Genomic DNA, 20162 nt, shown 5'->3' with positions numbered 1-20162 from the left:
GTCCACGCTGCCGCCGCCGCTGATCTGGTTGCCGTTCATCTGCCAGATCGACACCTCGCCGCCATGGCCGCGCCAGAGGATGTCGGACGTCCCGTTGCCGTTGAAGTCGCCCGTCCCGGCAACGCTCCAGTAGTCGCCCGGGTTGAAGTCCACGGGGCCGCCGCCGCTGATCTGGGTGCCATTCATCTGCCAGACCGAGACCTCGCCGCCCTGGCCGCGCCAGAGGATGTCGGAGGTGCCGTTGGCGTCGAAATCCCCCGTCCCGGCGAGGGACCAGTAGCTGCCGGGGCTGAAGCCGACCACGCCGCCACTGGTGGCGTGCGACCCGTTCATCTGCCAGACCGCCACATCGCCGCCCTGGCCGTGCCAGAGGATGTCGGCCTTGCCGTCGCCGGCGAAGTCACCCGCCCCGGCCAGGCCCCAGTAGGAGCCGGGGGCGAAGGTGACGGCAGCATTGGTGCTGACGACCTGTTCCGCCGTGCCGTGGCCATCGGTATAGGTCGCCACCGCCCGCATCCCATGGCCGATATCGGCCGAGGCCAGGGTGTAGCGCGTGCCCGTCGCCCCGGTATCGGCCCAGCTGCCATCGGCGTTCTGGCGTTCCCAGTGATAGGTGATGGGGCCGAGGTCATCCAGGTCGCCGATATCGCCCGACAGCGTCAGCACCGAACCCAGCTTCAGGGTGCCGGACAGACCGATGCCGCCGGTCGGGGCGTCGTTGACATTCTCGACCGATGCGGTCGGGTTGCTGGTGATCTGCTCCGCGATGCCGCCGGCATCGGTGAAGCTGGAGACCACGCGGATGGCGTGGGTCACATCGGGTTCGGTCAGCGTATAGGTCGTGCCCGTCGCGCCGGCGATGTTGATCCAGTCGCCATCGGTGCCCTGGCGCTGCCACTGACGGGCCACGGCCGAGGGATCGAAGCCATCCGGATCGACGATGTCGCCCGGCGCGGTCAGCACCTCGCCCTGCTTCGCGGTCCCGGCCACCGCCAGCCCGCCGGTCGGCGCGTCCTCGATATTGGTGACAACGAGGGCGGCATTCGCCGTCTGCATGGTGCCGCCGCCATCGGTCACGCTGACCGTCAGGGTGCGGGACGGCAGGGCGGCATCCGTCGCCGATTCATAGGTGACCTGATTGGCGACGGCCTGGACGACCGAATCGGTGACGAGCGCGTTGACGATCTTGAAATTGTCGATGAAGAGCGAGCCGCCGACGGCTTGGCCGCCGGTCGCGTCCCAGGTGCCGGCGACGAAGACGAAGAACCAGTTGCCATCCTTCGGCACCGTCACGGTGGCGGTGGTCCAAGGCGTCACGCCGGAGGGATCGGCGCCGGTCTGGTTCAGCACCACCACGGATTCGCCGGTATCCGCATTCATCAGATAGCCGAAGGCGTCATAGGCATCGGTGCCCCCTTCCGCCTTCCAGTCGAAGCGCAGCACATCCCCGGCCATGGATTCGAAGGTGCCGGAATAGGCATAGGGGCCATGGACGACATCGTAGCCGTTGTCGGTGCCGCCGTTGTTGAACAGGCGCAGCGAGTTGAGGCCGTTCGTGTACTCGCTGGTCGACACTTCATGGTCGAAGGACATCGAGGCACCATCGGCATCGCCGCTCGTATTGGGCGGGTCCGTCACATCGCCCGGCGTGACATGGCCGTTGATGACGGTGCTGCCGAGGAGGACGCGCTGGTTCTCGATCGTCCAGCCGGCCAGCGCATTCTCGAAGCTCGGGTTGGGGATCGGGCCGGTGAAGTTGACCGTCAGAGGGTGGCCGTTCTGCCCGTTCTGGCTGCCATCGACGGTGCCGATGATGTCGCGGCCGGTGCCGTTGCCGAGATAGACGAAGCCATTGGCATCGAAGGACACCGCGCCCGAAGCGTTGCCATCGGCAGCGCTGACCAGCCTGAGCTGGTCGGAGCCGCGCGAATCGCTCAGGTTGAAGGTGACGGAGCCGCCGCCATAGCTTGCGCCACCGGTGACGGAGAGGCCGCTCGCGGCGGCATGCGGCGAATCGCCTTCAGTGACCGTCAGGGGATTGAGGCCGCCAAGGACCGGCGCGGCTGAAACTGACACACCCATGTATCTTGCTCTCTCTTACTGAAGCAACGGATGGCGGCGCTTCTCAGCAAGAAGAAGCGAAGCGTGAAACGCCTGCCATCGGCTATCAGTATAGCGGGCATATTAAACAGCCGCTGAGAAACATCCTGACCTGGTAACTGTCTGGAGATATTTTTTCTACGGAACAGAACATCGCCCCGAGGGAATACTGTCCTTAATTCGTTAACATCTGCGGCAAAGGCGCCAGGATTCCGGGCAGCCCGCTACTCCGCCTTGATGTCCGCCTCCCGGATCAGCCGGCCCCACAGGCCGGTCTCGCGCTCCAGCAGCGCCCGCAGCTCGGCCGCGTCGCCGGTGGCGATGGCGACGCCCTGCTGGGCCATGCGGGCGCGCAGCACAGGATCCTCGGTCGCGGCGCGCAATGCGGTGCCGAGCCGCGCCAGGACCGGCGCCGGCGTCGCAGCGGGGGCAAACAGGCCCTGCCAGAACACAGCGTCGAATCCGAGCAGCGTCTCCGCCACCGGCGGCAGGTCGGGCAGCAGCGGCTCCCGCGCCGCGGAGGAGATGGCGAGGCCGCGGGTCGCGCCGTCCTGCAGGGCCGGCAGGGCTTCCAGCACCGCCTGGAACATCGCGCCGATCCGCCCGGCGCGGAGGTCGATCAGCGCCGGCGCTCCGCCGCGATAGGGGACATGCACCACCTCGATCCCGGCCCGCTGGGCAAAGAGCGCCTGGGCCAGGTGGTTCACCGCCCCGGTGCCGCTGCTGCCGAAATTCAGCTTGCCGGGATTGGCCTTGCACCAGGCGATCAGCTCCGCCGTGCTGCGGGCCGGCACGCCCGGATGGACATGCAGGACGAAGGCGCTGCGGAAGACCATGCCGATCGGGGCCAGGTCCTTCAGCGGCTCCTTCGGGGTCAGGTTGGGTTGCAGGCCGGGATTGATGGCGAGCGTCGAGGTGCCCATCAGCAGCGTATAGCCATCCGGCCTGGCCTGGGCGGCGGCGGTATTGGCCACCGCCGTCGCGGCGCCGACCCGGTTCTCCACCACCACCGGCACGCCGAGCTCCACCCCCATCCGCTCGGCGACGGCGCGGGAGGTGACATCGGTGACGCCGCCCGGCGCATAACCCGAATAGACGGTGATGGCGCGGGCCGGATAGGCCTCCTGCCCCGCGGCCAGGCGGGGGGCGAGCAGGGCTGGCAGGGCCAGCAGGGTGCGGCGGCTGGGCATTCTTGTCCTCCCGGATTGACCCCCAGGCTGGCCGGGGCGGCGGGCGGCGGCAAGCCCCGGCGCGGCGTCACGGGGATGTCACGCCGGTATCATCCGCCTGTCCCGGGCGGCTGCTAGAGGCCGCGCAACGCCATCGGGAGAGACCCCCATGCTGACCCGCCGCCATTTCGCCGGCCTCCTCGCCGGCGCCGCCATGCTGCCCGCCGCCGCCGGCGCCGCCGCACGCCGCACCCTCGATGCCGGGGTGGAGATGCCGAAGACCGGGGAGCGGGCCTGGAAGACGGAGGTCCCGGTTCTGCGGATCGGCCTCCTCGGCGGCGAGAATGAGAGCGACCGGCTGGGCCGTTTCGGCGCCTACCAGAAGCTGATCGAGGAAACCTTCAAGGTTCCGGTGCGGCTCTTCCCCGCCTCGGACTATGCCGGCGTGCTGCAGGCCTTCAGCGCCAGGCAGATCGAGATGTCGTCCCTCGGCGCCTCCGGCTATGCCGGCGCCTGGCTGGATACCAATGGCGGGATCGAGCCGATCGTGGTGCCGGAGGAGAGCGACGGCTCTATCTCCTATATCTCGGTCATGGTGGTGCGGGCCGACAGCGGCATCACCAGCATCGAGCAGATGCGCGGCAAGTCGCTGGCCTGGGCCGATCCGAACTCCACCTCGGGCTATCTCATCCCGCGCTTCGCGCTGCGCCAGGCGGGGATCGACCCGGAGACCGGCAAGTACTTCTCCCGGACCGGCTTCGCCGGCGGGCATGAGCAGGGCGTCGTCGCCGTGCTGCAGAAGCAGTATGATGGGGCGGTGACCTGGGCCTCCGGCCAGGGCGACGAGGCGCAGGGGTTCAGCCGCGGCAACCTCCACGCCATGGTGGAGAAGGAGATGCTGAAGATGAGCGACCTCCGCATCATCTGGCGCTCCGCCCCGATCCCGAACGGGCCGACCGCGGTGCGGACCGAACTGCCGGCGGCCTTCAAGGAAGACATGAAGCTCTTCCACCTGGCGCTGCCCAAGGCGCATCCGGACATCTACCGCGAGATCGAGCGCGGCGGCGGCACCGGCTACCGCGAGGCGAAGCACGAGGATTTCCAGCTGATCGTCGATCTCCGCAAGGCGGAGGCCAGCGAGCGCCGGCGCCGGTCCTGATCGTGGAAGGGTTGAACCGGACGCCGGCTGGCCCCACCCTCCCGCCAGCCTGGATGGGTGCGCGCGGCATGCTGGAGTTGAAGGGGCTGACCCGGCGGTTCGGCGCCACTACGGCGGTGGACGGGGTGGAGCTGGTGGTGCCGGACGGCCAGATGGTCGGCATCATCGGCCGCTCCGGCGCGGGCAAGTCGACCCTGCTCAGGATGATCAACCGGCTGGAGACGCCCAGTTCCGGGCGGATCCTCTCCGGGGGCCGGGATGTCACGGCGCTGTCGGGCCGCGGCTTGCGGGAATGGCGGCGCGACTGCGCCATGGTCTTCCAGCAATTCAACCTGGTGCAGCGGCTGGATGTGCTGACCAACGTCCTGATCGGGCGGCTGGCCTGGCAGCGCGGCTGGCGGCGGCTCATGGTGCTGCTCGCCGCCCGCTTCACGGCGGAGGAGCGGGCGATGGCGCTCGCCGCGCTCGACCGCTTCGGCCTGGCCGAGACGGCGCTGCAACGGGCGGAGACGCTTTCGGGCGGGCAGCAGCAGCGCGTCGCGATCTGCCGCGCCCTGCTGCAGAAGCCGCGCTTCCTGCTGGCCGATGAGCCGATCGCCTCGCTCGATCCGCGCAATGCGCAGCTGGTGATGGATGCGCTGCGCGACGTGAACCGCAGGGATGGGCTGACCGTGCTGGTGAACCTGCACCACCTCGACACCGCGCGGGAATATTGCGATCGGATCGTCGCCATGCAGGCCGGCCGCGTGGTCTTCGACGATGCGCCGGGCGCGCTGACGCCGGAGCGGGTGCGGGCGATCTACGGCATCTCCGAGCAGGAATTCGCCGCCGAGGCCGAGGCGCGGCGGCGGGCGGCGGCTGCCCCGGCCCGGCTCGCGGTGGCATAGTCCCGGGTTTCCGCCCCGGGACAGGAACGCCCCATGCCCACGCGCCGCGCCGCCCTTGCCGCCCTGCTCGCCCTCCCCTGCCCTGCGCTCGCGCAGCGGCGGAGCGTCGATCCCGATCTTGCCTTCCCGACCGCCGGGCCGCGCGACTGGCGGGCGCAGCTGCCGCAGATCCGGATCGGGCTGCTGGGCGGCGAGAACGAGGCCGACCGGCTGGGCCGCTTCGGCGCCTATCGCGATCTGATGGAGAAGACCTTCGGCGTGCCCGCGCGGCTCTATCCCGCCAGCGACTATGCCGGCGTGATCCAGGCCTTCGGCGCCAAGCAGCTCGACATCGCCAATATGTCGCCCGCCGCCTATGCCGGCGCCTGGCTGGATACGAATGGCGGCGTCGAGCCGCTGGTGACGACGGAGGAGAGCGATGGCGGCATCTCCTATGTCGCGGTGATGCTGGTGCGGGCGGATAGCGGCATCACCAGCCTGGAGGGAATGCGCGGCAAGGCGATGGCCTGGTCGGATCCGAACTCCGCCAGCGGCTACCTGATCCCGCGCTTCTCGCTGCGCCGCCAGGGGATCAACCCCGAGCAGTTCTTCGGCCGCACCGGCTTCGCCGGCGGGCATGAGCAGGCGGTGGTCGCCGTCCTCCAGAAGCAATACGACGCCGCCGTCACCTGGGCCTCCGGCCAGGGCGAGGCGAGCGAGGGCTTCACCCGCGGCGCGCTGCGGGCGATGGTCGAGAAGGGCCTGGTCGACATGAAGCAGATGCGCGTCATCTGGCGGTCCGAGCCGATCATCAACGGGCCGCAGACGGTCCGCACCGAACTGCCCGCGGCCTTCAAGGACGACATGAAGCTCTTCCACCTGGCGCTGCCGCGCGCGCATCCGGACATCTACAAGCAGATCGAGCGCGGCGGCGGCGCCGGCTACCGCGAGGTCTCCCATGCGGACTACCAGTTCATGATCGACATGCGACGTCAGGAGGCGGCGGAACGCCGCCGGCGCGGGTGAGCGGCGCGATCGCATCCGGCGAGGCCGCCTATCAGGCGGCGCTGCGGCAGCGGCGGCGGGCGACGCTGCTCGGCTTTGCGCTGCTCGCGCTCTGCCTGCTGGCCTCGGCCAGGGTGAGCGAGGCCTATCCGGCGACGCTGCTCGCCGGCCTGCCGCGCATCGGCGAGTATTTCTCCCGCATCCTGCCGGCGCTGCGCTGGGACAGCCTGCTGGCCGGGACGGAGACGGAGGGCAGCCTCGCTTTCTGGATGTATCGCCTCGATAGCTGGGCCTGGCTGCTGCTGGAGACCGCCAACATGGCGGCGCTGGCGACGCTGATGGGGGCGGGCGCGGGGCTGCTGCTGGCCTTCCCGGCGGCGCGCAATCTCGGCGCCGGGACGCTGGCCTATCAGCTCTCGCGCCGGCTGCTGGAGGCGATGCGGACGGTGCCGGAGATCGTCTTCGCGCTGATCCTCGTCTGGGCCTTCGGCGTCGGGCCGCTGGCGGGCATCCTGGCGATCGCGCTGCACACCGCGGGGGCCTGCGGCAAGCTTTTCGCCGAAGCCATCGAGAATACCGGGCTCGGCGCCTGGGCGGGCGTGCGCTCGGCGGGCGGAAGCTGGGCGCAGGCCTGCCGCTTCGCGGTGCTGCCGCAGGTGGCGCCGAACCTGCTGAGCTACGCGCTGCTGCGCTTCGAGATCAACCTGCGCTCGGCCAGCGTGATCGGCTTCGTCGGCGCGGGGGGGATCGGCGAGGAGCTCTACAAGGTGATCTCCTTCAACTACTACGAGGAGATCAGCGCCATCCTCCTCCTCATCATCCTCGCCGTCTGCGCCATCGACCTGCTGTCGGAGCGGCTGCGGCATCGCGTGATCGGGGCACTGGCATGACCACGGCCGAGATCGCCGCCTGGCAGGCGCGGATGCCGGGGGCCTTCGGCGGCACGGTGCGCGGGCGGCTGCTGCGGCTGGCGGCGGGCCTGCTGTTCCTGCTCTGGCTCGGCTGGGCGCTCTGGCATTTCGACTTCGCGCCGGCGCGGCTGTGGAACGGGCTGGCGGGGCTGCTGACCATCCTCCGGCTGATGGTGCCGCCCTCGCCGGGCGAGCTCTGGGTCGATATCCTGCAAGGCCTTGCCGAGAGCGTCGCCATGGCCTTCCTCGGCACCTTCTTGGCCGCCCTGGTCGCGGTGCCGCTCGGCTTCCTCGGCGCCGGCAATGTGGTGCGGAACGCGCTGTTCCGCTTCTCCCTGCGCCGGGTCTTCGACGGGTTCCGCGGCGTGGATCAGCTCATCTGGGCACTGGCCTTCGTGCGCGCGGTGGGGCTCGGGCCGCTGGCGGGTGTGATGGCGATCGCGACCGCCGATGTCGCCGTGCTGGCCAAGCTGAATGCCGAGGCGGTGGAGAATGCCGAGCGGCGGCAGGTGGAAGGCGTGACGGCGGCGGGCGGCGGTTTCCTGGCGCGGCTCCGCTTCGGCCTGCTGCCGCAGGTGCTGCCGGTGATGCTGGCCCAGGCGCTGTATTTCTTCGAGAGCAACACGCGCTCGGCCGCGATCCTCGGCGTGGTCGGCGCGGGCGGGATCGGCTTGCAGATCGCCGAGCGCATCCGGGTGCGGCACTGGGACGAGGTCGCCTTCATCATCCTGCTGATGGTGGTGACGGTGGCGGCGATCGACTGGCTTTCGGCGCGGCTGCGGCGGCGGTTGATCGGGGGGGCTAACCCCCCTCCCCGACCACGCTCCGCCCCGCCGGCAGCGCGATCTCGCAGCGCAATCCGGCCGGGTCCCAGGTCATCTCCAGCCGGCCGCCGAGCTGCTGCTTCACGGTGGCGCGGAGGACGCGGGTGCCGAAGCCGGCCGTGCCCGGCTGGGCGGTGACCGGCGGGCCGCCCTGCTCCTCCCAGAGGAGGCGCAGCTCCCCCGCCTCCAGCCGCCAGCGCAGCGCCAGCCGCCCCCCAGGCGCAGAGAGGGCGCCGTATTTGGTGGCATTGGTCGCCAGCTCATGCACCGCCATGGCCAGCGGCTGCACCGCCGTCGCCGCCAACGTCACCGGCGGGCCCGACAGGTCCGCCACCGGCTCCCCCGGGCGGCGCGTGGTGCCGAGGAAGGGCGCCAGTTCCCCGCGCAGCAGGCCGGCCAGGTCGGCGCCGGCCCAGCTCGTGGTCGAGAGGAGCTGGAGCGCGCCGGCCAGCGCGCCGATCCGCCCATCTACCTCCCGCACGAAATCCTCGAGGCTCGGCGCCCGGGTCAGGCGCAGCGCGGCGCGGGCGGTGGCCAGCGCATTCTTGGCGCGGTGGTCCACCTCCCGCATCAGCAGGTCGCGGCGCAGCTCGGCGGCGCGCTGCTCGGAGATGTCCTGGACCATGATGACGACATGCCCCGGCTCCCCCGGCATCGGCGCGGAGGAGAGGCGGACCGGCAAGCGGCTGCCATCGGGGCGGAGGAAGTCCTTCTCGAAGGGATCGAACCAGCCGCGCGCCCGTGCCTGGGCGATGGCCGCCTCGTCCCGCGGCATCTGCTCGGGCAGGGTGATGTCCGGCCAGTCCCAGGCGCCGGCCTCGAGGCCGGCGCGGCTGCGCCCGGTCATCTCCAGCAGCCGGTCGTTCATGAGCAGGGTGCGGGCGGTCTCGGCATCGAAGAGGGAGATGCCGATGGCGCGGCTCTCGAAGACGCCGCGGAAGCGGGCCTCGGCGGCCGCGCGCGCCGCGGCCTCGCGCCGGAGGGCAGCGCCGGCGGCCTCGGCGGCATGGGCCTGGCGCAGCGCCAGCCAGGCGACCGCCAGCAGGGTCAGCGCCGCGACGCCGGCCATGATGCCATAGGCGATGAGGTTGTCGCGCCAGCGGGCCAGCAGGCCATGCCGGTCGCTGCCGAAGGCGACATAGACCGGCCAGGGGGCGACCTGGCGATAGGCATAGACGCGGACGGTGCCGTCGATCGAGGAGCGGTCGGTGCCCGTCCCGCCCTCCGGCCGGGTGGCGATCCGGGCCAGCACCGGGCTGCGGTCGGACAACGGCCCGAGGGGGGTGGCCGGCACCGGGTCGCGGGCCAGCACCGCGCCATCGGCGCGGAACAGCGTGGCGGTGTGGCGGATCAGCGGGGCAGCGCCGGCGAAGAAGCGGGCGAAGTAGTCCGGGCTGAAGGAGACATGGATGACGCCGGCGAAGGCGCCATCCGGCCCGCTGCGGCGGCGGCTGATGGCGAAGGAGGTGATGGCGGTCGCCCTTCCGCTGAAGGCGGCGCTGACATGGGTGCCGCTTGCCCGGCCATCGGCATGGGCGCGGAAGAATTCGCGGTCGGCGATGGTGACGGAGCGGTCCCAGGCCTGGCTGCCGGCCAGGACATGGCCATCCGGCCCGCTGACCCAGATGGAGACGATGGGGTCGAAGCTGTCCTTCATCCGGCGGAGGAAGTCGTTCATCTGCGGCGCCGCCACCGCCGCCGGGTCGAGGCCCTGGATGCGGTCCTCCACCCGGCCGAGGATCAGGGCGGCGATGTCGAAGACCTTGGCGACATGCTCATGCATCACCGCGGTGGTGCGTTCCACTGCATCGGCGCCGTCGCGCAGCACTTCCTCCCGGTTCCACCAGGCGGCAGCGCCGAACAGGCCGGCCGGCACCAGCAGGGCGGCGGCCAGCAGGGCCTGATGCAGGCGGATCGAACTGCGCCTTGGTCGGGAAGTGGCCGTATTCCGGGGCAGACAGTCCAGACATAGCGGCGGGGATCGGGAGCGGCCACCTGGAATCGCAGCCCGTCCGGGACGGCTTTACGACGGGCCGTGGCCCGTGCTGCAACCGCCACGACATCCCTGACCGACGTCCCTGGAAGAGAGACCTGCCATGCCCATCCCGCGCCGGGCCCTGCTGGCCGCGCCGCTGCTCGCCCGCCCCGCCCTCGCCCAGCCCTCCGCCTGGCCGGACCGGCCGCTGCGGCTGGTGGTCCCCTTCCCCGGCGGCTCCACCCCCGATATCGCCGGGCGGGCGGTGGCGAACCACTATTCCCAGGTGCTGGGCCAGCCCTGCGTGGTGGAGAACCGGGCCGGGGCGGGCGGCAATATCGGCACCGATGCTGTGGCGAAGGCGACGGACGGGCACACGATCGGCGTCTCGATCAACGGGCCGCTCTCGACCGCGCCGGCGCTTTATCCCAACCTGCCCTTCGATCCGGCGCGGGACCTGGCGCCGATCTCGTTGCTGATGCGCGGGGCGCAGCTGCTGGTGGTGCGGCCGGGGCTGGAGGTGCGGGACCTCCGCGGCTTCCTTGATCTCGTGCGGGCGCAGCCGGGCAAGCTCTCCTTCGGCTCGGTCGGGTCGGGCTCGGGCGGGCATCTGGCGATGATGGACCTGCTGGGCCGCTCGGGTGGGGAGATGCTGCATGTCCCCTATCGCGGCTTCCCGCCGGCGGTGATCGACCTGGTCGCCGGGCGGATCGACGCCATGGTCATCATCGCCGCCGGCATCCTGCCGCAGCTGCGCGAGGGCCAGGCGCGGGCGCTGGCGGTGACGGCGGAGGCCCGCATCCCGCAGGCGCCGGAGGTGCCGACGCTGGCCGAGGCCGGCATCGCCGATGCGGCGAGCTATGCCTGGATCGGGCTGATCGGCCCGGCCTCCATGCCCGCGGAGCGGGTGGCGCGGCTCTCGGCCGAGGCGCAGCGGGCGCTGGCGGTGCCGGAGGCGCGGAGCGCGCTGGAGGCGGCGGGATTCGAGGTGGTGGCGAGCAGCCCGGCGGCGCTGCGGGAGTATATGGCCACCGAGGCGGCGCGCTGGGGCGGGCTGATCCGGCGGTTGGGGATCAGGGCCGAGGCCTGATCCCCCTCCCCGCTTAGCAGGCTTCCGCGCGGGTCCGCCACAGGCTGAGCGCGATGGAGCCGCCGATGATGCTGCCGGTCAGCAGCAGCGCCCATTCGACCGGCACCGCCTTGCCGCCTGCCCAGTAGTTGGCGAGCATCTTCGCGCCGACGATCATCAGCACGACCGAGAGCCCGTGCTTCAGGTAGCGGAAGCGATGGATGACGCCCGAGAGGGCGAAGTACATCGCGCGCAGGCCGAGGATGGCGAAGACGTTCGCGGTGTAGACGATGAAGGGGTCGGTGGTGACGGCGAAGATTGCCGGGATGCTGTCGAGGGCGAAGACGAGGTCGGTCAGCTCGACCAGGATCAGCACCAAGGCGAGCGGGGTCAGCATCCATTTGCCGGCCTCGCGCGCGGTGAAGGCGCTGCCGCGGAAGCCCTCCGTCACCGGCAGGCGGCGCTGGAGGAAGCGGAGGACGGGGTTGTCGCGCGGGTCGCCCTCCGGCGCATTGACCGATTGCAGCATCTTCCAGCCGCTGAAGACGAGGAAGAGGCCGAAGACCACCATCAGCCAGTCGAATTCGCGGAGCAGGCTGGTGCCGAGCAGGATCATCGCCGCGCGCATCGCCAGCGCGCCGAGGATGCCCCAGAACAGCACCCGGTGCTGATAGGCGGCCGGGACGCCGAATCTGGCGAAGATCAGGACGAAGACGAAGATGTTGTCGACCGAGAGCGACCACTCGATGACGTAGCCCGTCAGGAATTCGAGGGCGCGGGCGCGGCGCCCTTCCTCCGGACCGTAGCCGGCCCAGAGCCAGGCGAAGAAGCCCAGCGCCAGGGCGACATAGCCAGCCGACTTCCATAGCGCGGTGCGCACCGGCACCGGGGCGGGCTGGCCGTTCGGCCCCTTGCGGGCGAAGACGCCGAGATCGAGCAGAAGCAGGCCAAGCACGGCCGCGTTGAACCAGACCCAGAACCAGACGGATGGCTCCATGGCCAATGAGCTCCTCATTGGCGCGACGGGCTGGCCTTGCGGATGGCGATGGGGCCCGATCGCGCGCGTTGCACGCGATCCGACATCGCTCGCCGGGCATCAGGCCGAAGCCTGCCGCCGGGCGGCCAGAGGGGCCCGGATCGGCCGCGATATGGTCAGCCGGAAAACCGGTGTCAACCCCGTTGTGCCGGAGGACCGGCCGGGCCATCTCCGAGTTTGCTCTAAGGGGGCCGGCGCATTAGTGTCCGGCCCGGCAAGGGCCGCCGAGCGCGGCCGGCAACAAAAGTTCATCGGGGCGTCACATGGGTTCCTTCAGCATCTGGCATTGGCTCATCGTGCTGCTGGTCGTGCTTCTGCTCTTCGGCAGCGGCAAGATCAGCACCCTCATGGGTGACCTCGCCACCGGCATCAAATCCTTCAAGAAGAACATGAAGGAGGAGGATGACGCGTCCCTCGCCGAGGGCGCGCCGCCGGCGCCGGGGACGCAGCCGACCGGCAGCATCCAGGGTCCTGCGGCGACGACGACGCCGCACACCTCGACCACCACGACGAGCCGCCCGGCGGCCTGATGACCGGCCTGGCCGAGGCCCGGGCAGCGATCATCGCAGCCGGGCAGCGGCTGGACCACCTCGGCTGGGTGCCCGCCACCGCGGGCAATATCTCCGTGCGGCTGGGGGATGGCAGCATCGCCATCACCCGGTCCGGCGGCCATAAGGGCTTCCTGTCGGACGACGGGGTGATCCGGGTCGGGCTGGACGGGGTGCCGCTGCGGGAGGGCGACCGGCCCTCCGCCGAGACGGGGCTGCATTGCGGCATCTATCGCCGCTTCGCCGCGGCAGGGGCGGTGCTGCACGGGCATTCGGTGCCGGTGACGGTGCTGTCGCGGCGCTTGGCCGGCAGCATCCGGCTGGAGGGCTACGAGCTGCTGAAGGCCTTTCCGGGGCTGGCGACGCACCAGGCCGCGGTCGCGCTGCCGGTCTTCGAGAACGACCAGGACATCGCCCGGCTGCAGGATGCCGTCGAGACGCGCTGGGCCGAGGAGGCCACAATCCCCCCGGGCTATCTGCTGCGCGGCCATGGTATCTATGTCTGGGGCGCCGACATGCCGCAGGCGCTGATGCGGCTGGAGGCGGTCGAGTTCATGCTCCGCTGCGAATTGGAAGCAAGGAGGCTGTCATGAGCCGTCTGACGGTATGGGAGGCCGAGAGCGGCCGCGAGACGCTGAAGACCGAGGATGCCGCGCGGATCGCCGCGGCGCTGTCCGAGATCGGCGTGCGCTTCGAGCGCTGGGAGGGCGTCACCGTCCCCGAGGGCGCCAGCAACGAGCAGATCCTCGAGGCCTATCGGCCGCATCTCGATGCGCTGATGGGCGCGACTGGCGCGGGCAGCGCCGATGTGGTCGCCCTCACGCCCGATCATCCGCAGGCGCAGGCCATGCGGGAGAAATTCCTCAACGAGCATATCCATACCGAGGACGAGGTGCGCTTCTTTGTCCGCGGCGCCGGGCATTTCGTCATGCATGTGGACGGCAAGGTGTGGGATGCGCGCTGCGAGCAGGGCGACCTGATCAGCGTCCCGGCCAATACCCGCCATTGGTTCGATGCCGGGGAGCGGCCGGATTTCTGCGCGCTGCGGGTCTTCACCGATCCCTCCGGCTGGGTGGCGCAGTTCACCGGCACCGACATGGCGCAGCGCTTCCCCGTTGTCGTCTGAGGCGCTGCCGCTGCGCGCGGTGCTGACGGATATCGAGGGCACCACCACCGCCATCGCCTTCGTCAAGGAGACGCTCTTCCCCTTCGCCGCCGAGGCGCTGGAGGGCTTCCTCGCCGCGCATAGCGGGGAAGCGGAGGTGGCCGGCCTGCTCGGTGAGGTCCGGGCGGCCGAGCCGGGGCGGGAGCCGCTGGCGGTGCTGCGGGACTGGATGGCCGCCGATTCCAAGGCGACGCCGCTGAAGGCGCTGCAGGGGCTGATCTGGCGGCAGGGCTATGCCGATGGCCGGCTCAAGGGGCATCTCTGGCCGGATGTGGCCGGGTGCCTGCGCGCCTGGGCGGCGGGCGGCGTGGGGCTCGCGGTCTACTCCTCCGGCTCGGAGGAGGCGCAGCGGCTGATCTTCGGCCATTCGGTGGCGGGCGACCTGGTGCCGCTGTTTTCCGGCTTCTTCGACACCCGCATGGGCGCGAAGCGGGAGCAGGCGAGCTACGCCGCCATCGCCGAGGCCATGGGGATGGCGCCGGGGGCCATCCTGTTCCTCTCCGATGTCGCCGAGGAGCTGGATGCGGCCGTGGCGGCCGGGATGCAATGCTGCCAGCTGGTCAGGCCGGAGGATGGAACCCGCGCCTCGGGGCGGCATCCGGAGGCGCGGGACTTCCCCGAAGTGGCGCGGCGGTTCGGCTTGCCGGGTCACAGCCAGGCCGGCTGAGCCACCCCCTGCCCCGCGAAGCGCCGCGGCAGGATGAGGCCGGCGGATCGCATCAGCCGGCCCAGCCCCTCCAGCGAGGCCAGGGCGAATTCCGCACCCTGGCGTCGCAGCAGGCCGGATTGCAGCGTCACCCGGGCCCGCATGGGCTGGCCGGCCTGGGCCAGAGCGGCAGCGCAGAGCAGGCGCTGCTCATCGCGCGAGAGATAGGGGCAGCGGGCGCAGCGGATATCGACCCGCCAGCGGGCGGTGCGGGCGATCACCCGCAGCAGATGGTCCACCGAGAGCGCCGCGTCGGGGATGCCGGGCCCCGCCATCAGCCGGCCGAGCCGGACCAGCGGGTCCTCGCCCTGCCGCACGGCTTCGAGCCAGTCGCGCATGGCGGAGAGGGCAAGGTCCTCGGAGGGCCAGAGATCGGCCGTGGCCTGAGGGTAGCTGGCGTAGCTGGATGCGGTGCGCTGGATATGGCCCATGGTGGCTTCCGGATGCTGGCGTCCCGGGCCACCTAGATGCGAATGACTCTCAATGTCAATTAGGCGCCCGAGCCACGCCGCAGGGTCACGCCGCCAGCACCCCCTCCGCCTCCCGCACCACATCGGCCAGCGCCCCCGGCGCGAAGGGCGAGATCAGCCCCGCCGAGCGCACCAGCGCCTGGAAGGGCGCGCTGCCGCCACGGCCGCACAGCGCCACGTACTCCGCCAGCGCCGCCTGCGCGTCCCGCCGCGCCTTGACCCAGAACTGCATCGCGCAGCACAGCGCCAGCGTGTAGTCGATGTAGTAGAGCGGCGAGTTGTAGATGTGCTGCTTCGCCTGCCAGCGGCCGCCCTTAGCCGGCCAGGCGAGGTCGCCATAGTCGGTCCAGGGCATGTAGCGGCGCTCCAGCCGCTGCCAAATGGCGTGGCGCTCGGCCGGCGTCGCCTCGGGGTTCTGGTAGACCTCGTGCTGGAAGTGGTCGACGCAGACGCCATAGGGCAGGAAGGCGAGCGAGGTCTCGAGATGCATGCGGCGGAAGCGCTCCGCCGCCCCCTCCCCCACCAGCAGCGCCATATGCGGGTAGGTGAGGAATTCGAGGCCCATGGAATGGATCTCGGCCGCCTCCATGGTGGGCCAGAGCTGGTCGATGCCGGGCAGATTCCGGCTTTCCCAATTCTGGAAGGCGTGGCCCATCTCATGGGTGAAGACGCCGATATCGTGATGGGTGCCGTTGAAATTGGCGAAGATGAAGGGCACGCCGACGGAAGGAAACGACGTGCAGAAGCCGCCCCCCGCCTTGCCCGCGCGGTTGCGCATGTCGAGGAAGCCGCCCTCCTCCATCAGCCGGTAGAAGGCGGCAAGGCGCGGGTCCATGCGGTCGAACATGGTGCGGGCGGCGGCGACGAGGGTGTCGTGGTCGCCGATCGGCTTCGGGTTGCCCTCGGGGTCCACCAGCGCCTCGTCCCAGTAGCGCAGCCGGTCCCAGCCGAAGCGCTGGCGCCGGGCTTCCAGCAGCCGGCCGACGAGGGGCACGACATGCTCGGCGACCTGGTCGCGGTAGCGGGCGACATCGGCCGTGTCGTAGTCGGTGCGGCGGAGGCGACGATAGCCGAGGGCGAGGTAGTTCTCGTAGCCAAGCTTCCGCGCCATGCCGTGGCGCAGGCGGACGAGCGCATCGTAGATCGCGTCCAGCTCCTCGCCATGCGTGGCGAAGAAACCCCAGCGCAGCGCCTCCGCCTCGTGCCGCGTGGCGCGGTCCGGATCCTCGGCATAAGGGGCAAGGCCGGAGAGGTTGGTGGTGGTGCCGCGGATGCTGATCTGCGCCGATGCGATGAGCTCGGTGTAGCGCGCGGTGAGCTTCGCCTCCTCCTCCAGATCGGCGGCGATCACCGGGTCGAAGGTGGTGATGTCGGTCTCCCACAGCCGCAGCACATGCGGGCCGACCGCGGCTTCCAGCGCGGCGCGATCCGGCAGGGCCAGCAACCGGCGCTTCAGCGCGACCTCATGGCCGGTCGCCTCCGGTGAGAGCGCATCGGCATATTCGCGCGCCGCCTTGGCCTCCGTGCTCGTGGTGTCCTGCGAGAAGCGGAGATGGACGAGGCTCGCCCAGCTCTCATAGTCGCGGCGCCCGCGGTCCCAGGCGGCCAGCGCCTCCGCGACCGCGCCGGCATCGAGCTGCGCATCGAGCGCGGCATGCTCGGCGGCCAGGCTTTCGCGCGTCGGCGTCGGGAAGGAGAGATCGGCGAAGCGGGGCGTGGTCATGCGGCGAGGCTCTCCGGCACGCCGATGCGCTCCAGCGGACCGAGCGCGCGTTCCAGCAGCGGCCGCACCCGTGTGGCGAAGCCTTCGATGCTGCGGAGCGCGAGCGCGGTGGAGGAGGCACCGGCCTGGAATTGCAGCAGGTAATGGCAGGGCTGCGCGGCCTCGACCTCGCGCGTCATGCGCTCGGCGATGGTCTCGGCATCGCCGACGAGCATATGGCGCGCCATGTCCTCCAGGCTCATCTCGCCGGGCCAGGGCTTTTCCAGCAGCATGCCGCCCTGCATGTGCTGCTCGCGGTGGCGGAGGCTTTGCGAGAGGCGGATCTGGTAGCGGATATTCTCGAGGAAACCTTCGGCCTCGGCCTTGCTGTCGGTGACGCAGATATGGCGCAGCGCGCCGAAGCGCATGCGGGCGGGATCCTGCCCGGCCTCGCGGTAGGTCGCCTCGAACCGGGCGCGGGCCTTGGCCAGCAGCTCGGCCGTGTAGTGGCGCGGCGTCACCATCACGACATAGCCGCGCCGTGCGGCCATGCGGTGCAGCTCGGGATTGTCGCCGGCGACCCAGACCTCGGGCACGCCATGCACCGGGCGGGCGGCGATATGGGTCTCGGGCAGGCTGTGGAACCGGCCCTGATGGGTGAAGGTCTCGCTGGCCGTCGCCTGTTCCAGCATCTCCATGAATTCGAGGGTGCGGGGCGTCGCCTCCGCCAGGTCGGCGCCGAAGCGTTCGAATTCGAAGGGCTGGTAGCCGCTGCCGATGCCGAGGACGAGCCGGCCATGCGTCATCTGGTCCACCATCCCGATCTCGGCCAGCAGGCGGGAGGGCTGGTAGAGCGGCACGATGACGACGCCGCTGCCGAGCCTGATGCGGCTGGTCTCGCCGGCGCAGCGGGCAACCATGAGCAGCGGCGAGGGGCAGACGCAGTAATTCGAGAAATGATGCTCGGCGAACCAGGAGATGCCGAAGCCCGCCTGCTCGGCCGCTTTCACCTGGGCGACGGCGCCGTCATAGAGGCTGGCCAGGTCCGTGCCCGGCTCGCGATAGCCCATGAGGTTGAACTGGCCGAAATCCATGGACCGTCTCCCTTGTGCTTTTGCGGGAGTGTCGGCCCTTGCCGCCCGGCTCTCAAGCCCTGGGCGTGAAACGGATGACGGCGCAGTGGACGGTGACGGCGGCATCCGGCAGGCTGACCGTGTCCAGCCGGCGATAGCCGGGGCCGCCATCCTCCAGCAGCACGGCGAAGCCGGTATCCTCCGGGCGCGGGGCGCGGATTTCGACCATGTGGCGCCAGCCGGCGCGGTCGGAGATGGCGTTGAGGACCATGCTCGGGCTGCCATGCAGGCGGCAGCGGGCGGGCCAGCCGCCATCGAACCAGCTCGGTCGCAGCGGGGTGTCGAGGACCAGCGGCGGCTGGTCCGGGAAATCCAGGGTGAAGCCATCGCCCTCGATCAGGGTGATGGTGCGGTCCTGGCCGGCGAAATTCGAGAAATCGGCATCCTTGTCGACCCAGGCGAAGGTGATGAGCCAGCCGGGGCCGCCCACCACATCCGCCTTGCGGCCGGCGCCGTTGCGCCAGGGGGAGATGGTGAGGTCGGCATGGTGGAGGTGCATGGTGGTCCTGGGCTGCGCCGGCATGGCATGGCGGCAGCAATGCCATCCCGTGCGGCGGCGGGAAAGATCGGACGCATTGGAAGACCAGACCGACCTATCCGTTCCGGTCCGCCAGGGCCACCGAATAGCCTGAACCGGAGCTCAGCGCGCCGGCCGCGCCGTGCGGTGCGCCGGCGGGCGCGAGGGGCGCGGCCGCGGCGTATCGGCCAGCGGCGGCTCGGCCGGGGCGATGCGGATATGCGCGTCCTTGGCATCACCCGGCCGCTGGGCGGCGGCGGCGAAGCGGGCGGCGGCCCAGGGGGCGACCTCGAAGCGCGTCTCCCGCTCCTGCACCTGGATGCGGCCGATCTCCTGCCGCGTCACGTTGCCGCGGCGGCAGAGGAAGGGCAGCACCCAGCGCGGATCGGCATTGCCGTTGCGGCCGAGATTCATCTTGAACCAGGCGCCGGGCTGGTTGCCGCCCTCGCCACGATCCGTCTGCAGGTGCTGGCGCGGCGGCGGGCGGTCGCTGATCTCGGCCAGGTCCTCCGGCGCCGGCAGGGGCGCGCGCAGCACCCGCATCAGCGCGGCGGCCAGCGCCTCGGGCGGCTGGGCGGCGAGGAGCTGGCGGGCCAGCGCCATGTCGCCATCGACCGGCTCTTCCCCGGCCAGCTCGGTCGCCTGGGCGAGGATGCGGGCATCGTCCCGCTCGCGGATCGCCTCGGCCGAGGGCGCCGGGCCCCAGGCGGCCTGGACGCGGGCGGCCTGCAACAGGCGCTCCGCGGCGCGGCGGCGGTTGTGCGGCACGAGCAGGGCGCTGATGCCCTTGCGGCCGGCGCGGCCGGTGCGGCCACTGCGATGCAGCAGCGTCTCCGGGTCGTTCGGCAGCTCGGCATGGATGACGAGGCCAAGGTCTGGCAGGTCGATGCCGCGTGCCGCCACATCGGTCGCCACGCAGACCCGGGCGCGGCCGTCGCGCAGGCTCTGCATCGCGCGGTTCCGCTCGGCCTGGGAGAGTTCGCCCGAGAGGGCCACGGCGGCGAAGCCGCGCTCGGCGAGGTTGCCGTGCAGGCGCGTCACCGTGGCGCGGGTGCGGCAGAAGACCATGGCCGAGCGGGCCTCGAAGAAGCGGAGGCTGTTGACCACCGCCCGCTCGATCTCGTGCGGGGCGATCAGCAGGGCGCGGTATTCGATATCGCCATGCTGCGCACCGGCATCGCCGGCGGCGATCCGCAGCGCATCCTTCTGGTAGGTGCGGGCGATGGCGGCGATGCCGGCCGGCACCGTCGCCGAGAAGAGGAAGGTGCGGCGATCCTCCGGCGTGCTGTCGAGGATCGCCTCCAGCTCCTCGCGGAAGCCGAGATCGAGCATCTCATCGGCCTCATCCAGCACCACGGCGCGCAGCGCATTGGGGCGGAGGTTGCCGCGCTCCAGATGGTCGCGCAGCCGCCCCGGCGTGCCGACGACGAGATGCGCGCCGCGTTCCAGCGCGCGCCGCTCGGCGATCGGGTCGGTGCCGCCGACGCAGGTGACGACGCGGCCGCCGGCCTTGGCATAGAGCCAGGCCAGCTCGCCCTGGACCTGGAGGGCCAGTTCGCGGGTCGGGGCCACCACCAGGGCGAGCGGCGCGCCAGGGGGTGGCAGGCGGTCTCCCTCCCCCATCAGCATCCCGGCCATGGCGAGGCCATAGGCGACGGTCTTGCCGGAGCCGGTCTGGGCGGAGACGAGCAGGTCGCGGCTTTCCGTCTCCGGCTCCAGCACGGCGGCCTGGACGGGGGTGGGATCGGCATAGCCGCGCTCGGCGAGCGCCTGTTGCAGCGGCGTGGGAAGCGGGGGGAAGGGCATC

18 protein-coding genes and 1 pseudogene are annotated in these 20162 nt (G+C 71.1%); 10 read left to right on the top strand and 9 right to left on the bottom strand.

Going from position 1 to position 20162, the window contains the following annotated elements; all coding sequences use genetic code 11:
- The coding region (locus JMJ55_RS06000) for an FG-GAP repeat domain-containing protein (RefSeq protein WP_202824604.1) at window positions 1-2076 on the bottom strand (2076 nt) is incomplete at its 3' end.
- Between the two features lie 248 nt (window positions 2077-2324).
- Window positions 2325-3290: a tripartite tricarboxylate transporter substrate-binding protein gene (locus JMJ55_RS05995; RefSeq protein ID WP_202824603.1), complete on the bottom strand. Its 966-nt coding sequence runs from the start codon at window positions 3288-3290 to the stop codon at window positions 2325-2327.
- A 148-nt stretch (window positions 3291-3438) separates the two neighbouring features.
- On the opposite strand from JMJ55_RS05995, the gene phnD (JMJ55_RS05990) reads away from it, so the two are divergent.
- The 5 genes from phnD (JMJ55_RS05990) (at window position 3439) to phnE (JMJ55_RS30860) (ending at window position 8172) form a co-directional block, all read left to right on the top strand.
- The gene (gene phnD / locus JMJ55_RS05990; RefSeq protein WP_202824602.1) at window positions 3439-4428 is read left to right on the top strand and encodes a phosphate/phosphite/phosphonate ABC transporter substrate-binding protein; all 990 of its coding nucleotides are present in this window, start codon (window positions 3439-3441) and stop codon (window positions 4426-4428) included.
- Between the two features lie 68 nt (window positions 4429-4496).
- Window positions 4497-5315 (top strand): phosphonate ABC transporter ATP-binding protein, encoded by an 819-nt coding sequence (phnC, locus tag JMJ55_RS05985; RefSeq protein WP_202824601.1) that lies wholly within the window; start codon window positions 4497-4499, stop codon window positions 5313-5315.
- Window positions 5316-5348: 33 nt separating this feature from the next.
- Window positions 5349-6320 (top strand): phosphate/phosphite/phosphonate ABC transporter substrate-binding protein, encoded by a 972-nt coding sequence (gene phnD / locus JMJ55_RS05980; RefSeq protein WP_202824600.1) that lies wholly within the window; start codon window positions 5349-5351, stop codon window positions 6318-6320.
- On the top strand, window positions 6317-7189 hold the full coding sequence (gene phnE, locus JMJ55_RS05975) for a phosphonate ABC transporter, permease protein PhnE (protein WP_202824599.1): 873 nt from the start codon (window positions 6317-6319) through the stop codon (window positions 7187-7189). Before phnD (JMJ55_RS05980) ends, phnE (JMJ55_RS05975) begins: the two co-directional genes overlap by 4 nt.
- Complete coding sequence (phnE, locus tag JMJ55_RS30860; RefSeq protein ID WP_236033447.1) at window positions 7186-8172, top strand: phosphonate ABC transporter, permease protein PhnE; 987 nt, start codon at window positions 7186-7188, stop codon at window positions 8170-8172. The genes phnE (JMJ55_RS05975) and phnE (JMJ55_RS30860) overlap by 4 nt, the downstream gene beginning before the upstream one ends.
- A gap of 229 nt (window positions 8173-8401) precedes the next feature.
- On the opposite strand, the pseudogene JMJ55_RS32050 reads toward phnE (JMJ55_RS30860), so the two are convergent.
- Window positions 8402-9691 (bottom strand): annotated as a pseudogene (locus JMJ55_RS32050) (HWE histidine kinase domain-containing protein); the annotation flags it as partial.
- A 439-nt stretch (window positions 9692-10130) separates the two neighbouring features.
- On the opposite strand from JMJ55_RS32050, the gene JMJ55_RS05965 reads away from it, so the two are divergent.
- Window positions 10131-11099, top strand: coding sequence for a Bug family tripartite tricarboxylate transporter substrate binding protein (locus tag JMJ55_RS05965; protein ID WP_202824597.1), 969 nt, complete (start codon window positions 10131-10133; stop codon window positions 11097-11099).
- A gap of 13 nt (window positions 11100-11112) precedes the next feature.
- On the opposite strand, the gene JMJ55_RS05960 is transcribed toward JMJ55_RS05965, so the two are convergent.
- Window positions 11113-12075 carry a TerC family protein gene (locus tag JMJ55_RS05960; RefSeq protein WP_202824596.1) on the bottom strand — a complete coding sequence of 321 codons (963 nt, stop codon included), beginning with the start codon at window positions 12073-12075 and terminating at the stop codon, window positions 11113-11115.
- 302 nt (window positions 12076-12377) lie between these two features.
- On the opposite strand from JMJ55_RS05960, the gene JMJ55_RS05955 reads away from it, so the two are divergent.
- From JMJ55_RS05955 to mtnC, 4 genes are read left to right on the top strand one after another with little or no spacing between them, the layout of a single operon-like run.
- A complete protein-coding gene (locus tag JMJ55_RS05955) occupies window positions 12378-12644 on the top strand; it encodes a twin-arginine translocase TatA/TatE family subunit (protein ID WP_202824595.1) in 267 nt (88 codons plus the stop codon).
- Window positions 12644-13255, top strand: a complete 612-nt coding sequence (locus JMJ55_RS05950; protein ID WP_202824594.1) for a methylthioribulose 1-phosphate dehydratase — start codon at window positions 12644-12646, stop codon at window positions 13253-13255. Before JMJ55_RS05955 ends, JMJ55_RS05950 begins: the two co-directional genes overlap by 1 nt.
- On the top strand, window positions 13252-13788 hold the full coding sequence (locus JMJ55_RS05945) for a 1,2-dihydroxy-3-keto-5-methylthiopentene dioxygenase (protein ID WP_202824593.1): 537 nt from the start codon (window positions 13252-13254) through the stop codon (window positions 13786-13788). The genes JMJ55_RS05950 and JMJ55_RS05945 overlap by 4 nt, the downstream gene beginning before the upstream one ends.
- On the top strand, window positions 13778-14494 hold the full coding sequence (mtnC, locus tag JMJ55_RS05940) for an acireductone synthase (RefSeq protein ID WP_236033446.1): 717 nt from the start codon (window positions 13778-13780) through the stop codon (window positions 14492-14494). The genes JMJ55_RS05945 and mtnC overlap by 11 nt, the downstream gene beginning before the upstream one ends.
- On the opposite strand, the gene JMJ55_RS05935 is transcribed toward mtnC, so the two are convergent.
- The 5 genes from JMJ55_RS05935 to JMJ55_RS05915 form a co-directional block, all read right to left on the bottom strand.
- The gene (locus JMJ55_RS05935; protein ID WP_202824591.1) at window positions 14476-14964 is read right to left on the bottom strand and encodes a hypothetical protein; all 489 of its coding nucleotides are present in this window, start codon (window positions 14962-14964) and stop codon (window positions 14476-14478) included. The genes mtnC and JMJ55_RS05935 overlap by 19 nt on opposite strands.
- 85 nt (window positions 14965-15049) lie before the next feature.
- Window positions 15050-16726 (bottom strand): M3 family oligoendopeptidase, encoded by a 1677-nt coding sequence (locus JMJ55_RS05930; RefSeq protein WP_202824590.1) that lies wholly within the window; start codon window positions 16724-16726, stop codon window positions 15050-15052.
- Window positions 16723-17799: an LLM class flavin-dependent oxidoreductase gene (locus tag JMJ55_RS05925; protein WP_202824589.1), complete on the bottom strand. Its 1077-nt coding sequence runs from the start codon at window positions 17797-17799 to the stop codon at window positions 16723-16725. Before JMJ55_RS05925 ends, JMJ55_RS05930 begins: the two co-directional genes overlap by 4 nt.
- Before the next feature lie 52 nt (window positions 17800-17851).
- On the bottom strand, window positions 17852-18337 hold the full coding sequence (locus JMJ55_RS05920) for a HutD/Ves family protein (protein ID WP_202824588.1): 486 nt from the start codon (window positions 18335-18337) through the stop codon (window positions 17852-17854).
- Window positions 18338-18478: 141 nt separating this feature from the next.
- Entirely contained in the window at window positions 18479-20161 is a 1683-nt protein-coding gene (locus JMJ55_RS05915) for a DEAD/DEAH box helicase (protein ID WP_202824587.1), read from the bottom strand.
- Between the last annotated feature and the right edge of the window lies 1 nt (window position 20162).

Origin of the sequence: Belnapia mucosa, from assembly GCF_016775475.1 — a bacterium.
GTDB lineage: Bacteria > Pseudomonadota > Alphaproteobacteria > Acetobacterales > Acetobacteraceae > Belnapia > Belnapia mucosa.
This window is presented reverse-complemented; position numbering and strand designations above follow the sequence as displayed.

Bases quoted from the DNA above. Each gene is read 5' to 3' on its own strand.
- JMJ55_RS05995 (WP_202824603.1), bottom strand. From the start codon at position 3,290: ATGCCCAGCCGCCGCACCCTGCTGGCCCTGCCAGCCCTGCTCGCCCCC.
- phnD (WP_202824602.1), top strand. From the start codon at position 3,439: ATGCTGACCCGCCGCCATTTCGCCGGCCTCCTCGCCGGCGCCGCCATG.
- phnC (WP_202824601.1), top strand. From the start codon at position 4,497: ATGCTGGAGTTGAAGGGGCTGACCCGGCGGTTCGGCGCCACTACGGCG.
- phnD (WP_202824600.1), top strand. From the start codon at position 5,349: ATGCCCACGCGCCGCGCCGCCCTTGCCGCCCTGCTCGCCCTCCCCTGC.
- phnE (WP_236033447.1), top strand. From the start codon at position 7,186: ATGACCACGGCCGAGATCGCCGCCTGGCAGGCGCGGATGCCGGGGGCC.
- JMJ55_RS05965 (WP_202824597.1), top strand. From the start codon at position 10,131: ATGCCCATCCCGCGCCGGGCCCTGCTGGCCGCGCCGCTGCTCGCCCGC.
- JMJ55_RS05960 (WP_202824596.1), bottom strand. From the start codon at position 12,075: ATGGAGCCATCCGTCTGGTTCTGGGTCTGGTTCAACGCGGCCGTGCTT.
- JMJ55_RS05955 (WP_202824595.1), top strand. From the start codon at position 12,378: ATGGGTTCCTTCAGCATCTGGCATTGGCTCATCGTGCTGCTGGTCGTG.
- JMJ55_RS05950 (WP_202824594.1), top strand. From the start codon at position 12,644: ATGACCGGCCTGGCCGAGGCCCGGGCAGCGATCATCGCAGCCGGGCAG.
- JMJ55_RS05945 (WP_202824593.1), top strand. From the start codon at position 13,252: ATGAGCCGTCTGACGGTATGGGAGGCCGAGAGCGGCCGCGAGACGCTG.
- JMJ55_RS05935 (WP_202824591.1), bottom strand. From the start codon at position 14,964: ATGGGCCATATCCAGCGCACCGCATCCAGCTACGCCAGCTACCCTCAG.
- JMJ55_RS05930 (WP_202824590.1), bottom strand. From the start codon at position 16,726: ATGACCACGCCCCGCTTCGCCGATCTCTCCTTCCCGACGCCGACGCGC.
- JMJ55_RS05925 (WP_202824589.1), bottom strand. From the start codon at position 17,799: ATGGATTTCGGCCAGTTCAACCTCATGGGCTATCGCGAGCCGGGCACG.
- JMJ55_RS05920 (WP_202824588.1), bottom strand. From the start codon at position 18,337: ATGCACCTCCACCATGCCGACCTCACCATCTCCCCCTGGCGCAACGGC.
- JMJ55_RS05915 (WP_202824587.1), bottom strand. From the start codon at position 20,161: ATGCCCTTCCCCCCGCTTCCCACGCCGCTGCAACAGGCGCTCGCCGAG.